This is a genomic window from uncultured Granulicatella sp. (assembly GCF_963528315.1).
GTDB lineage: Bacteria > Bacillota > Bacilli > Lactobacillales > Aerococcaceae > Granulicatella.
This window is the reverse complement of record NZ_CAURVV010000018.1, coordinates 15,416-29,499: the sequence shown is the minus strand read 5'-3', so window position 1 is coordinate 29,499 and position 14,084 is coordinate 15,416. Positions and strand designations below refer to the sequence as shown.

Genomic DNA, 14,084 nt, shown 5'->3' with positions numbered 1-14,084 from the left:
TAAAGGCTTAATTTGGTGTTAAATTTGATTCACCAACAGAATTTGTCGATGAGCCCATAAAAAAAGGATTAACGGTCATTCCGTCAATCCTTTTGTCTCTTAATGTCTAATAAAATTAGCCAGCAATAACTTGTGTACCGCCATCACCTTTTAATACTTCAGCGATATTTTCTAATGAAGTAATGATAGCTTTACCTTGTGGATAGTTTTCAACGAATGCAATAGCTGCTTCAACTTTTGGTAACATTGAACCAGGTGCAAATTGATTTTCTCCAATATATTTTTTCAATTCACTAGTTGTTACAGTTTCTAATTTTTGTTGATCTGGTTTATTGAAGTTTACATATACATTGTCAACACCTGTTAACACGATGAATAAGTCTGCTCCAACTAATTCAGATAATGTTTGACTTGCAAAGTCTTTATCGATAACTGCTTCAACACCTGTTAAGAATTTAGTTTCTGGATCTTCAACAACTGGGATACCTCCCCCACCTGCTGTAATAACAACAGTGCCTGTTGCAATTAAGTTTTTAACTGTATTTACTTCTTTAATTCCAACTGGTTTTGGTGATGGAACTACTTTACGGTAGCCACGACCAGAATCTTCTTTAAATGTAGCACCAGTAGCTGCTGCTTGTTCTTTAGCTTCTTCTTCAGTTAAGAATGGTCCAATTGGTTTAGTTGGATTTGAGAATGCTGGGTCGTCTTTTGAAACGATTACTTGTGTTACTACTGCAGCTACATCTTTTTTAATGCCACGTGCTTGTAATTCATTTACTAATGCATTTTGTAACCAGAATCCGATTGATCCTTCTGTCATCGCAACACATGTATCTAATGGCATTGCTGGATTTTTTTCTGAGTCAGCTGCTGCTTGTTGTAATAATAAGTTACCAACTTGTGGTCCATTACCGTGAGTAACAACTAATTCATCGCCATTTTCAATGAATTGTACTAAGTATTTTGCTGTTTGAATTAATGCTTCTTGTTGTGCTTTTGCTGAAGCATCTGATGATAAAATTGCGTTACCGCCTAACGCTACTACGATTTTACGTGACATATTTATAAACTCCTTTATGATTAAAACTAAATCTTTTACTATTTTTTACCTGCTAATCGATATACTGCTTCTACATAAATATCCATTGAATCAAATATATCTCTTAACGACATTTTTTCATTTTCCATATGGAATGTAATTGGTGAATCTGGGAATACCGCTCCATAAGCGACACAATTTTTCATAGTTCGAGCAAAAGTTGCTCCACCTGAAGATTGAGGTAAATGAGTTGTATCGCCAGTTTTTTCTTGGTATACAGCCATTAGTGTATCTACTAGAACACTATCTAATGGAACATACAATGGTCCTAAATAATCATATTCTTCATACTCTAATCCAAATTCTTTTGCTTTTTCAGATAGCGTTTTGACAATTGCATCTTTATCTGCTAATACTGGAATCCGGATATCAATACGAATTTCTGATTTTTCTGGTGTAATCGTCACACCTGCTACATTGAATGTTAAACCTCCTGATGGCTCATCTTCAATTTTCCCTAAAATACTACTACCTGTAGCATCTTCTCCAACTACTTCTGAAATAAACGCTAATACTGAATGATCAACAACTGAGTGAAGCCCCTTAACTAAGCGAACTAATGCATTCACACCAAGTGGCGCATCTTTTGCGTGTTTCGAAACTCCTAAAACAGTCACTTCATCTTCCTTCGTTTCATATTCAAATTTTAATAAAGATAATTTTTCTACTACTTGAGAGAAATACTCTCCTTTATATGATGCTTTACCTGGTACTACATTAAAAGCATCTCCTGAATGAAAGTCTAAGGCGTCGCTTCCTGGTCCATGCAATTTTACTTGTAATAAACCTTTTTCAGCATATGTTAATGGGAATTCCGCATCAGGTGCAAATCCCATTGTCGCTACTTCTTCTAACTCGCCATAACGAGCTAAACAGCGCCATAATGTTTCTTCGTCAGTCCCAAAAATGAATCGAATACGTTTATCAAATTCCACTCCTGCATCCATTAATGCTTTTACTGCATATAAAGCTGCCATTGAAGGACCTTTATCATCTTGAGTCCCTCTTCCATATAAGAAACCATCTTTTAAAACAGCTTCAAATGGGGGAGTATCCCAATTATTCAAATCTCCTGCTGGAACAACATCCAAGTGACATAGAATAGCTAATGATTCTTCTCCACTTCCTACTTCAGCATATCCATAATATCCTTTGGGATCAATGTATGTACTAAAGCCTAATTCACGACATAAAGCCAATGCATCTTCTAGTGCGAATTGAATATCTTTTCCAAAAGGAGTATCTCCTTCACCTTCATTTAGGACAGAAGGAATACGGACCAATCTTTTAATTGATTCAATACATTCTTCTTTATGTTTTTCTGTAATAAATGTGCTCATCGTATCCTCCTTAAGAATAAGAAATCCCCCCTTTATTTAGAGGGGAGTTCTTAAAATGTTTATTTAATTTTCAATTAAATATTAACGAATGTTCCTAAGATTAATAATAGGATTGAAACAACCATTACAATACCTACTAATTTAGCAACAAATTTCCACCAAGTTGTAATTTCGATACGTCCTAATGCTAATGCACCCATTACGATACCAGAAGTTGGTGATAGTAAGTTTAGTACCCCGTTTGCTGATTGGAAAGCAGTAATTACTAATGATTGAGATACATTTACGAATTCTCCTAAAGGAGCTAAGATACCAATTGTAGCACCTGCTAAACCTGAAGAAGATGGAATTAAGAATGATAATGGTAAGTAGAAGATGTATGTTAATACAATAAATACTTGAGCTGATAAACCTGATAATGCATGTTCACCGAAGTTTAAGATTGTAGCAGTAATCATACCATCGTTCATAATTACTTGGATACCACGAGCTAATGCACAGATTAAAGCAACCCCTAATAAATCTGCAGCTCCAGCCATGAATACTTGAATGAATTTCTCTTCTTTCATTCTGTAAGTAATACCTACCAATACAGCCATCATTAAGAATAGCATTGTGATTTCTGGGAAGTACCATTCACCTAAAGGTAATGATTGACCAAATACTTGACCAATGAATGGGATACCAACAAGAACTTCATTGATTTTTTCAAATACATGAATGTTGAATTTAGCCCATGGAATTAAGCTTAAGATCATAACAATGAATGTTAAGATAAATACTGTTAAAACAGCTTTTTGTTTTCCACTTAATTCAGCATCTGTTTGTTCAACATTGAAGTAAGTTAAGTCAGCTTCACGTGTTGCATATGTGTAAGATTTAGAATGATCTTTTTCAACTTTACTTGCATAGCTATATACATAGAATGCAGAAATTGCCCACATTACAACGAAGAAGATTAAACGTAATCCAATACCTTCTGCAACACTAATACCAGCGGCATCTGAAGCAACCCCTGTTGCGAATGGGTTAACTGTAGAAGCTAAACATCCAATTTGAGAACCAACTAAAACAATGGCTACCCCAGTAATTGTATCAAATCCTACTGCTAACATTACAGGAACGATTAATGGATAGAATGCCATTGTTTCTTCACCCATACCATAAGTTGTTCCACCTAATGCGAATAAGAACATCAATACAGGAATTAATGCTTTTTCACGTCCTTTATATTTACGTACGATAGAAGCAATTCCTACGTCTAGAGCTCCTGTTTCAGTAACAACTCCTAAAAATCCACCAACCATTAAAATAAAGAATGATACTTGAATAGCACCTTCAGTTTTAATACCAATTTCATTTGGTTGACCTTCATTTAATTTATGGTCACGTCCTAACATACCATAAACTGGAGCCATCACAACATCATAGAAACCTTGAGGGTTTGAATCCACTTGTTGATAAGTACCAGCGATTAAGTTACCATCTTCTGTTTTATCATATTGTCCAGCTGGAATAATCCAAGTAAATAAAGCCATAATTGCAATAATAATGAATAAAACAGTATATGAAGAAGGCATTTTAAAACCTTTTTTTTCAGCTACTTGTTCAGCCATAATAATATCCTCCATCTATCTATAAAAAAGACCATTCTGATTCTGATTCAACATCAGAACCAGAATGGCTTTCTATGTTACTTTTTGTTATTAAACTTTGTTTACAAATAAGTTACCTGCAGTTAAAGCCATGATTGCTTTAATTGAGTGCATACGGTTTTCTGCTTGATCGAATTGACGAGCATATTTACTACGGAATACTTCATCAGTAATTTCCATTTCTTTAATACCGAATTCTTCAGCAATTTTTTTACCGTATTCTGTTTCAGTATCATGGAATGCTGGTAAGCAGTGTAATACGATTAAATCTTCGTTTTCAGCTTTACGAACTAAGTCCATGTTAATTTGGTAAGGTTGTAATAAGTTTACACGTTCAGTGAATTTGTCTTCTTCACCCATTGATACCCATACGTCTGTGTATAATACATCTGCACCTTTAACAGCTTTTTCAGCTTCATCAGTAATTAATACACGAGCTCCGCTTTCTTTAGCATAACCTTCAGCTAAAGCAACGATTTCTGGTTCTGGGAATAATTCTTTTGGTGAGAAGATATGAACGTTTACACCTAAGATTGCACCTGTTACTAATAAGCTGTTTGCAACGTTGTTACGTCCGTCACCACAGTAAACTAAAGTTAATCCTTCTAATTTACCGAAGTTTTCTTTAACAGTTAAGTAGTCAGCAATCATTTGTGTTGGATGCCATGCATCTGTTAAACCATTCCATACAGGAACACCAGCGTATTTCGCTAAGTCTTCACAGACTTGTTGGCTGAATCCACGGAATTCGATTCCATCAAACATACGGCCTAAAACTTTAGCAGTATCTTCCACTGATTCTTTTTTACCTAATTGGATATCGTTTTTACCTAAATATTCTGGGTGAGCACCTAAGTCAATTGCTGCAGTTGTGAAAGCTGCACGAGTACGAGTAGATGTTTTTTCGAATAATAAGGCAATGTTTTTACCTTCTAGGAATTTATGTGGAACACCACGTTTTTTCAAATCTTTAACGTGCGCTGAGAAGTCGATTAAATATTCGATTTCTGCACGAGTAAAATCTTTTTCTTTTAAAAAGCTACGGCCTTGGAACACTTGTGTCATATTTGGAATGACTCCTTTCAAAATTGTAATTCTAAATTAATTATATCATAAATGATTCTTTTTTATTATAAATTTTCACGTTCAAATGGCATTGACATGCAACGTGGGCCACCACGACCACGAACTAATTCACTACCGCGAATTTTGTGTAATTTAATACCATATTTTTCTAGGATTTCGTTTGTAACAACGTTACGGTCGTATACAACTACTTCCCCTGGTGCAATTGTTAATGTATTAGAACCATCGTTCCATTGTTCACGAGCAGCTTCTACAGGGTCGCCACCACCACAAGGGATTAATGTTACAGAAGGTAAACCTAATGCTTTAGCTAATACATTTTCTAATTTATCTTCAGTTAATTCAATGTTAAGCGCACCGTTTTCTCCTTTTGTAATAGAGAATACTTTTAATCCGCCTTGAATTTCTGGATGGATAGTAAATTTATCATAGTCGATATGTGTAAATACAGTATCTAAGTGCATGAATTTACGGTTTTCACCAATTACGAATGCTAATACTTGTTTGAAGTCTGTTTCAGCAAATAATTTTTGAGCAATTTTTTCAATAGAACGTGAATCTGTACGTTGAGAAATACCTACAGCTAATACTTCTTTAGAAAGAACTAACTCATCCCCACCTTCAATACGAGTATCTTCAGTACGGTTGTAGAAGAATGGAACTTTTCCATTTCCGTATACAGGGTGATAAGTGAAAATATATTTACCGTAAATTGTTTCACGATTACGTGTATCTGCATACATGTGGTTTAATGATACACCGTTTGCAATTGTAGCAAATGGGTCACGTGTGAAGTATAAGTTTGGCATTGGATCAACAACAAATGGATAATCTGTTTCGTACATACCTGATAAAGTTGTAGCTTCTGCTTGAACTTCTGTTTTACGGAAACCTTCCATTGTTTTTAATACCAATTCAAATGTTGGTAATGATAGTAAGTGTTCTTTAATTGCTTTTTGAGAAGCAACACTTGCTACACCAGTTTCTGATAACCATTCATCCACAAATTCTTCACGAACGCCTGCAGCATCAATTGCTTCAGCTGCTAATTCTTCTAAGTATAAAACTTCTACTCCTGCGTTACGAAGAGTTTCTGCAAATGCATCATGTTCTTTTTGAGCATCTTCTAAATATGGAATATCATCGAATAATAAACGCTCTAAATAGTCTGGCATCAAATTTTCTAACTCTTTACCTGGGCGATGCAAACAAACTTTCTTTAAGCGTCCAATCTCAGAAAATACGTGAATTGGGTTTGACATAATAGCCACCATCCTAATTAAAAATTTGAACAGTTATGAATTCATAGCTTAGGAAATAGAACAATAAGTTGATCGGTCTTATTTTTTAGTACCATTTCCTTATGCACCTATCTTACCGCTAAATGAATTCGTTTTCAAGTTAGTTTTTAGTTAAAATATTTTTTTATGAATTTATTTTGATATTTAAATTCAAATGATTTTTTTCACTTAATTCTTTTCATTTTCTTTCATTTTATTTTCAATATTCTTCCTGTTAATTAAGCGTTAATTCAAATTTTTAAAAACGGTTTAAAATATTACTTTCACAAGAAAATCTTTTCTTTTTGTGAAATATTTTTTCATGCTGTTTTTTATATTTTTTGTTTTTGAAAACTCTTATTTTATATAATTTAGCATTAACTTTTCTAATCTTTTTTTAATTTTATTCGGTTATATTCTTCTTTTTCTTTCTATTTACTGATTTTTATCATTTGTTTCGATTTATTTTCTCTAAGTAAATAGTACAAAAAAAGACGATAGCCTATTTTTCTATCGTCTTTACATCCTTAAATTTATTTTCGATCATCGATTTTTCGAATGAAACTTCCTAATAAATTCCCAAGGAGAGAAATCACTCCATATACTCCTACATAAAAACTAGCTGTTTCATTGTAAAAAATAAAAATTGTTGGAATAAAAAGTACCATTACTAAAATGGAATACACTAAAGAAAATAAATATTTTATACCGTAGATGATAGCACTCAAAAAACACACGAGAGGAAACAGTATCCATAACAGTAACATTTCACTTTCTCGATCGATTAAGGGTAATCCATAAAAAGTTAACGCAATAATTAGTAGATAAGCTAATTGATTTTTTATTTTCTTCATATTCTTCACTCCTAGTTTTTGATTGTGCTTTTATTGTTATGAGTATCTGGTTTAAAACTATCTTTAAATGACTTTTCTAATTACTTAATAATTGTATAAAAATTGGCGTAAATATTCAATGACATAAAAAATCTACCGTTTTTGGGAGACCTATTTCTTTCCTTTCTACTATTTCGCTCTTCTCACATTCCTAAGATTCTGAAAAAAAATATTTGTTCCGCTTTATCATATCCCTCCACTTCATCCTCACCATCCAAACCATTCCACACCTAAAATCATCACTAATAGTTGTGCTATCGTAATAAAAGGAACAAATGCTACTCTTTCTATTCGCTCTTTTTTCCAAACCAACAACAAACCCAATATTCCTCCACCAACTACAAATGAAAGTAAGCCGATGAGTACAATTTCTTTTACCGGATACCACAAGGCAACAGTCGCTAAGTAATAACAATCCCCCAGTCCAAATACTTCTTCCTTCCATAGTAAATAACCTACTATATAAATTCCCCCATAAAAAATCACTGCCATTACTGTTGATAGAAAGTATAAATTCTCTAATGAACTCCATAACTCAATTATAATATGAAGTAATCCAACTATCGCTAAGCCTTTCGGATAGATTACTTGCTCTTGTAAATCTGTCAAACTACAAAAAATAGCTAGACTTCCCAATAACCACAGATCCAGTAATCCCCTCCATTCTCTCCCATTCCAAATTCCTGTCATGAGCATGAACATACATCCTGAGACAACTTCCACAACCCAATAACGAGATGAAATATCTCTTCCACAATAACGACATTTCCCCCTTAACCATATCCATGACAAAACAGGTATCAAATCTTTCCAACTTAATTCATGCAAGCACTCCACACAATGAGAATGTCCTCTTATAAAATCTTCTTCCCTTTGTAGTCTTAAAGCAACTACATTCAAGAAACTTCCAATACAACATCCAACTACAAAACTCCAAATCCACACAAAAAAGCACTCCTTTCGATTCAAGCTTTCGTTAAATTTCCTTCTATAATATAACTATGCTTTTTTTCGAAAAAAATGCTTTTTATTGTTAATTTTCTATTATAATTTCTTCTTTTTCGATATCTTCCTTGTACAAACCTGAATAGTCTTTATACCAATCAAAAATATGAGTAACAATCACTTTCAAGACTGCATAACCAGGAACTCCTAATAAAAGCCCTACTAAACCAAAGATTTTACCTGTTGAAAGTAATACTACTAAAATCGTTACCGGATGAATTTGTAATGAATTTCCTAAAATCAATGGAGAAACAATTCTTCCTTCTAATGTTTGCTCAATAACAAATACAATAAATACTTGAACAAACATCCAAGGAGAAATAACAAATCCTACTACTAATGCGGGTAAAATACCAAAGAACGATCCAACATACGGAATCACATTTAACGCACCTGCTAAAATCGCAATTGTCACACCATAAGGTAGACCAATAATAGCATATCCAATTGAGAACATAATCGCTACTGCTATCGCAACCGTTAATTGACCTCTAATATAAGAACTAATTTGTTGATTCATTTCTGTTAACACAATACTCATACGTTTACGAGAACGAGTTGGAAACACTTTAAGTACTCCTGGCAAAATTTTTTCCCCATCTTGTAGTAAGTAGAATAGAAGAATTGGCATTGTAATAATTCCAATCATAAATTCTCCAACTGCTCCAACAACATTTCCAATTCCGCTAAACGTTACATTCAAAAGACCATTCACTCTTGTTCCTAATGATTGTAAGAAATCCATATTAATTCCGTTCAACTGTTCTTGTACTGCTGAAAATGTATTACTTTGTATCACACGTTCCACTTGTTCACTAATAATTCTATAGTATATTGGTAATTGAGTTACCAATTCTCTTAATTGTTTTTCTACAATTGGAATAAAGCTAAAAATCGCTGCCAATAACAGGACAATCAATAGAATAAAATTCAACAGTATCGCTACTGATTTATGAACTCCTTTATTGACTAAAAAATCTTGAATTGGTTTAACCATGTAAAATAAAATTCCGGCACCTACCATTGGAAACCCAATAATTGAGAAAAATCCTTTTAATGGAGAAAAAATATACGAGATTTTCGTAAAGACAAAAATATTAATGAGTAGAAGTAAAATAATAAATAATGTACTCACTAATTGATTATTTAAAAACCATTTCCAAAACCATGATTTCGTTGAAGTTGTTTGTTCTGTTTCTTCCATTAAAGGCACCTCGTTTTCTAAAATTTAGTTCTAGTGTATCATATTTTCCTCTAAATAAAAATTTTTGAGAAGGAATTTTTTATTTTTTTTAAGAACCGTGCTACTATATTCTAAATGAGAAATTAAGGAGTTGATTGATATGACTGAAAAATTCTATTTAGGTACTTATACCAAACGTGTGAGTAAAGGAATTTATTCCGTTCAATTAGATACTGAAAAAAAACAATTTTCAAATTTAACTTTAGAAGCAGAAATCGAAAATCCAACATATTTAGCTTTAAACGCTGACCATTCACTATTAGCAGCAGTTTCAAAAGAAGAAACAGGTGGAATTACTGTATTCAACACAACACAAGCAGAAACATTAACAAAAGTTTCTCACTATCATGATACAACAGCAGTTCCTTGCTATATTGCATTTAATAAAGAATCGAATCATTTATTAGCGGCTAATTATCACGAAGGACATGTTTCTTCCTACAAATTCGATGCAGCAGTGACATTAGTGGACCGAGTTATTCATCCTTCACTTGAAGAGAACCAACCTCACGTTCACTATACGGACTACACTCCTGATGAAAAATGGATTGTAGTCTGTGATTTAGGAAGTGACATTGTAGCTACTTATCAACAAGATGGAGAAAAACTTCAACGTGTTTCTACTTATAATAGTAGAAAAGGAGCAGGTCCACGTCATTTAGCTTTCCATCCTACTCTTCCAATTGCGTATTTAATTTGTGAACTCAACGCAAGTATCGAAGTATTATCCTATGATGCTGAAACTGGAAGCTTTACTTTTATTGAACAACACTTATTAACAACAGCAGAACAACAAGCATGGGGTGGTGCAATTCATCTAACAAAAAATGGAAAATTCCTATATGCAAGCAACCGTGGTTATGATCGCATTTATGTATTCCAAGTGAAAGAAGAAACAGGTTTACTAACTTTCGTAGCTGATTATGATACTTTTGGAAGTATTCCTCGTGATTTCCACTTAAGTAAGGATGAAAGATTTATTATCATTGGACATCAAGAATCCGACAATTTAACTCTTTATGAACGTGACAGCGAAACAGGAACCTTAACCCTTTGTCAAAAAGACTTCTTCGCTCCAGAAGTTGTCTGTGTCATACCATTTTAGAAAAAAATAAAACTCCTCTGAAAATCTCAGAGGAGTTTCTTGCTTCATGATTATAAATTAACTGTCGCTTCACCAATTTTAGAAGATGCTGATGCATTTCCTGTTGTAATAGATAAGTTTGCAATTTTATCCATATTTGTTAAAGCTACAATCATTGGTGTATCTTTTCCAGCTGCTTTTACCGCTTCTAAATCTACAGTAGAAATGACTGTATTTTGATCGACACGTTGCCCTACAGTTACAACTGTATCAAAAGGAGCTCCTTGTAATTCAACAGTATCAATTCCCATATGTAGTAACACTTCTACATCATTATCTGTTTTAATTCCTACAGCATGTTTTGTTGGGAAAACATTAATGACTTCTCCCACTACTGGTGAAGTAATGACTCCAGAAGTTGGTAATACTGCATAACCATCTCCCATGAATTTTTGAGAAAATACTGGATCATTAATTTCTGTGATTGCCACTACTTCTCCTTCTGCAACTGCAAACAATTCTAATTCAGGAGTCACTTGTTTTTTTTCTTTCTTTTTGAAAAATCCGAACATCTAATCATCCTCTCTATTTATTTACCGCTAGTATAACATATTTCTTTATTTTTTATTAATAAAAACCTTATTCCTTTTATATTTTTTTAGTTTTTTATAGAAATTTTACTCGTAAACCTTTATACTTACATTCAGACATAATAAAGGAGTGATATTTTGATTACAATGATTGAGATCATTAAAACAATAATTTTAGGAATTATTGAAGGGGTAACTGAATGGCTACCGATTAGTAGTACAGGGCATTTAATTTTAGCAAATGAAATTTTACAATTGGATGTAAGTCCGAAATTTCAAGATATGTTTAATGTAGTGATCCAACTTGGTGCTATTTTTGCTGTTGTGATTTTATACTTTAATAAACTAAATCCATTTGAAGGTAAAAAAACTCGCAAAGAATTTTTAGCTACAATTGAACTATGGAAAAAAGTGATTATTGGTTGTATTCCTGCTATCGTTGGTGGATTATTATTAAATGACTTTATGGATGAATACTTTAATAAAGCAATCGTCATTGCAACAACCTTAATTGTTTACGGGATTGCATTTATTGTGATTGAGCGTCGTCATAAAACAGTGGAGCCTCGTATTCATTCATTTGAAGAATTGGATTATTTAACAGCCATTAAAATTGGTTTATTCCAAACTCTAGCTTTAATTCCAGGAACTTCTCGTTCAGGTTCTACCATTTTAGGTGGATTATTAGTTGGAACAAATCGTTTTGTTGCGACAGAATTTTCTTTCTTCATGAGTATTCCAATTATGTTTGGAGCTAGTGGACTTAAATTATTAAAATTTGGATTCCACTATACAAGTGCAGAATTGATTATTTTATTAGTGGGATCAGTAGTTTCTTTCTTCGTTTCACTAATTGTTATCAAATTCTTATTGAGCTATTTAAAACACAACGATTTCCAAGCATTTGGTTGGTATCGTATTATTCTAGGGATTATCGTATTAGCTAGTTCATTCTTTTTGAAATAATAATCAAAAAGTCATTTTATTGTAGTATTAGGACGCCAGTAGCCCTTCGGTCTCTTGGCTAAAAACAGCCAGCAGAATTTTCTGCTGGCTGTTTTTTCACACACATTATTGACAAGCGACTGCTTGGATTTCTACTAGTGCATTTTTTGGTAATGCTGCTACTTGGAAAGCAGCACGTGATGGGCAATTTTCTTTGAAATAAGTTGCATAAACTTCATTCATTTGTTGGAAATGATTAATATCACTTAAATAAATCGTTGTACTAACAACATTTTCTAAACTCATTCCAGCTTGTTCTAAAATTGCTTGAATATTTTTCAATGATTGATGTGTTTGGCTAACAATATCTTCTCCTGCAAATTCTCCAGTTTCTGGAACAATTGGTAATTGTCCTGAAACGTATAAGAAATTTCCTGAACATAATACTCCTTGAGAATAAGGTCCAATTGCTGCTGGTGCTTTATCTGTATGAATAATTTTTTTCATATTTCTCTCCTTTAAATAAATACATATTTTTTCATTCTCTCACAAGCTTCTTGAATTCTTGTAAATGGTAATGCTACATTTAACCGAATATGAGTTGGACCATTGAAGATTCTACCATCTTGCCAAGCCACTCCCACATCTGATCCTCGTTTTTGTAATTCATCAATCGTAATACCATTTTTTTCTAAATATTCCTTACAATCGATAAAAATCACATACGTTCCTTCTGTATTTGTCACAGACACTCCTTCAAAATGATCACGAATGTAGTCACAAACATACGTCATATTTTGATATAACACTTGTCTTAATTCTTCCAACCACTCATAACCTTCTGGTTGATATGCGCCCATTAACGCATGCATTGATAGTACATTCATCACATTATAATGAGACTTGCTACCTTTTGCATTCACTCTATCTCTTAATAAATCACTATAAATGATATGATAAGCAGCTACTAAACCAGCTAAGTTAAATGTCTTACTTGGTGCATAAAAAGCAATCGTACGATTCTTCGCATCTTCAGATACGCTTTGAGTTGGAATATGTTTCACTCCTGGCATCACTAAGTCAGACCAAATCTCATCAGAAATAACTGTGACATCATGTTTTTGATAAATTGCCATTACTTTTTCTAATTCTTCACGATTCCAAACACGACCTGTTGGATTATGTGGTGAACAGAAAATCGATACATGAATATGATGTTTACGAATCTTTGCTTCCATATCTTTATAATCGATACGATAAACACCTTCTTCATCTTTCACTAGTGGGCTTAATACAATATTAAAACCATTATTTTTTAAAACTTCTGTAAATCCTCCATACGTCGGGCTATGCACTAAAATAGAATCACCTGGGGAAGCAAAAGAATTTAAGGCTGAAACCACTCCTCCTAACACACTGTTATGATATCCAATATGTTTAGCTGTTAATCCTTCCACTTGATGGTGAAATTGGTGCCAACGAATAATGGCATTATAATAATCTTTTGGTTGCATAAAATATCCAAAAACTGGATGCTCTAAACGTTCCTTCATCGCTTGAATGACTGTTGGAACTGTCGCAAAATTCATATCTGCAATCCACATCGGAATTACATCAAAGCCTTCCTTAGGTGGGTTTGGTGCTTTCCCTGGAATTAATCCTAATCCATCAACAGCCATCGCATCTTTCCCATGACGGTTGATCTCTGTTGTAAAATCATATTTCATCTTTTTCATCCTTCCCATCTAATGTAGTAGTACTAGTATAGCAGAAAACTGCTCTTGAAAAAAGAAAAGCTACTATTAATACTGAACCAAAGAAAAAGACTTTTCCTGTCGCAAAATTCTCTGCCACATTGGAA

13 protein-coding genes are annotated in these 14,084 nt (G+C 33.3%); 2 read left to right on the top strand and 11 right to left on the bottom strand.

Annotated features, from left to right (window positions below; all coding sequences use genetic code 11):
- Positions 1-115 precede the first annotated feature (115 nt).
- The 8 genes from arcC to RYK07_RS05415 all read right to left on the bottom strand — a co-directional run bounded on the left by arcC (position 116) and on the right by RYK07_RS05415 (position 9,565).
- A complete protein-coding gene (gene arcC / locus RYK07_RS05450) occupies positions 116-1,063 on the bottom strand; it encodes a carbamate kinase (RefSeq protein WP_314852800.1) in 948 nt (315 codons plus the stop codon).
- 38 nt (positions 1,064-1,101) lie between these two features.
- The gene (locus tag RYK07_RS05445; protein WP_314852799.1) at positions 1,102-2,442 is read right to left on the bottom strand and encodes a M20 family metallopeptidase; all 1,341 of its coding nucleotides are present in this window, start codon (positions 2,440-2,442) and stop codon (positions 1,102-1,104) included.
- 74 nt (positions 2,443-2,516) lie between these two features.
- Positions 2,517-4,058, bottom strand: coding sequence for a YfcC family protein (locus RYK07_RS05440; protein WP_314852798.1), 1,542 nt, complete (start codon positions 4,056-4,058; stop codon positions 2,517-2,519).
- Positions 4,059-4,148: 90 nt separating this feature from the next.
- Positions 4,149-5,162 (bottom strand): ornithine carbamoyltransferase, encoded by a 1,014-nt coding sequence (argF, locus tag RYK07_RS05435; protein ID WP_314852797.1) that lies wholly within the window; start codon positions 5,160-5,162, stop codon positions 4,149-4,151.
- Between the two features lie 65 nt (positions 5,163-5,227).
- Positions 5,228-6,445, bottom strand: coding sequence for an arginine deiminase (gene arcA / locus RYK07_RS05430; RefSeq protein WP_314852795.1), 1,218 nt, complete (start codon positions 6,443-6,445; stop codon positions 5,228-5,230).
- 551 nt (positions 6,446-6,996) lie between these two features.
- Positions 6,997-7,317 carry a hypothetical protein gene (locus tag RYK07_RS05425; protein WP_314852793.1) on the bottom strand — a complete coding sequence of 107 codons (321 nt, stop codon included), beginning with the start codon at positions 7,315-7,317 and terminating at the stop codon, positions 6,997-6,999.
- Between the two features lie 246 nt (positions 7,318-7,563).
- Positions 7,564-8,301 (bottom strand): prepilin peptidase, encoded by a 738-nt coding sequence (locus RYK07_RS05420; protein WP_314852792.1) that lies wholly within the window; start codon positions 8,299-8,301, stop codon positions 7,564-7,566.
- A gap of 88 nt (positions 8,302-8,389) precedes the next feature.
- A complete protein-coding gene (locus RYK07_RS05415) occupies positions 8,390-9,565 on the bottom strand; it encodes an AI-2E family transporter (RefSeq protein WP_314852791.1) in 1,176 nt (391 codons plus the stop codon).
- 139 nt (positions 9,566-9,704) lie between these two features.
- Between RYK07_RS05415 and RYK07_RS05410 the strand changes: the two genes are divergently transcribed.
- Positions 9,705-10,709, top strand: coding sequence for a lactonase family protein (locus RYK07_RS05410; RefSeq protein WP_314852790.1), 1,005 nt, complete (start codon positions 9,705-9,707; stop codon positions 10,707-10,709).
- A gap of 50 nt (positions 10,710-10,759) precedes the next feature.
- Here RYK07_RS05410 and RYK07_RS05405 read toward each other — a convergent pair whose 3' ends face one another.
- Positions 10,760-11,260 (bottom strand): PTS glucose transporter subunit IIA, encoded by a 501-nt coding sequence (locus tag RYK07_RS05405; RefSeq protein WP_314852789.1) that lies wholly within the window; start codon positions 11,258-11,260, stop codon positions 10,760-10,762.
- Positions 11,261-11,425: 165 nt separating this feature from the next.
- On the opposite strand from RYK07_RS05405, the gene RYK07_RS05400 reads away from it, so the two are divergent.
- Positions 11,426-12,244 (top strand): undecaprenyl-diphosphate phosphatase, encoded by an 819-nt coding sequence (locus RYK07_RS05400; protein WP_314852804.1) that lies wholly within the window; start codon positions 11,426-11,428, stop codon positions 12,242-12,244.
- Between the two features lie 105 nt (positions 12,245-12,349).
- Here RYK07_RS05400 and RYK07_RS05395 read toward each other — a convergent pair whose 3' ends face one another.
- Together RYK07_RS05395 and RYK07_RS05390 are read right to left on the bottom strand one after the other, a co-directional pair.
- The gene (locus RYK07_RS05395) at positions 12,350-12,730 is read right to left on the bottom strand and encodes a RidA family protein (protein WP_314852788.1); all 381 of its coding nucleotides are present in this window, start codon (positions 12,728-12,730) and stop codon (positions 12,350-12,352) included.
- An 11-nt stretch (positions 12,731-12,741) separates the two neighbouring features.
- Positions 12,742-13,950, bottom strand: coding sequence for an aminotransferase class I/II-fold pyridoxal phosphate-dependent enzyme (locus tag RYK07_RS05390; RefSeq protein ID WP_314852787.1), 1,209 nt, complete (start codon positions 13,948-13,950; stop codon positions 12,742-12,744).
- Positions 13,951-14,084 lie beyond the last annotated feature (134 nt).

Coding starts and splice junctions, on each gene's coding strand:
- arcC (WP_314852800.1), bottom strand. CDS start 1,063: ATGTCACGTAAAATCGTAGTAGCGTTAGGCGGTAACGCAATTTTATCA.
- RYK07_RS05445 (WP_314852799.1), bottom strand. CDS start 2,442: ATGAGCACATTTATTACAGAAAAACATAAAGAAGAATGTATTGAATCA.
- RYK07_RS05440 (WP_314852798.1), bottom strand. CDS start 4,058: ATGGCTGAACAAGTAGCTGAAAAAAAAGGTTTTAAAATGCCTTCTTCA.
- argF (WP_314852797.1), bottom strand. CDS start 5,162: ATGACACAAGTGTTCCAAGGCCGTAGCTTTTTAAAAGAAAAAGATTTT.
- arcA (WP_314852795.1), bottom strand. CDS start 6,445: ATGTCAAACCCAATTCACGTATTTTCTGAGATTGGACGCTTAAAGAAA.
- RYK07_RS05425 (WP_314852793.1), bottom strand. CDS start 7,317: ATGAAGAAAATAAAAAATCAATTAGCTTATCTACTAATTATTGCGTTA.
- RYK07_RS05415 (WP_314852791.1), bottom strand. CDS start 9,565: ATGGAAGAAACAGAACAAACAACTTCAACGAAATCATGGTTTTGGAAA.
- RYK07_RS05410 (WP_314852790.1), top strand. CDS start 9,705: ATGACTGAAAAATTCTATTTAGGTACTTATACCAAACGTGTGAGTAAA.
- RYK07_RS05405 (WP_314852789.1), bottom strand. CDS start 11,260: ATGTTCGGATTTTTCAAAAAGAAAGAAAAAAAACAAGTGACTCCTGAA.
- RYK07_RS05400 (WP_314852804.1), top strand. CDS start 11,426: ATGATTGAGATCATTAAAACAATAATTTTAGGAATTATTGAAGGGGTA.
- RYK07_RS05395 (WP_314852788.1), bottom strand. CDS start 12,730: ATGAAAAAAATTATTCATACAGATAAAGCACCAGCAGCAATTGGACCT.
- RYK07_RS05390 (WP_314852787.1), bottom strand. CDS start 13,950: ATGAAATATGATTTTACAACAGAGATCAACCGTCATGGGAAAGATGCG.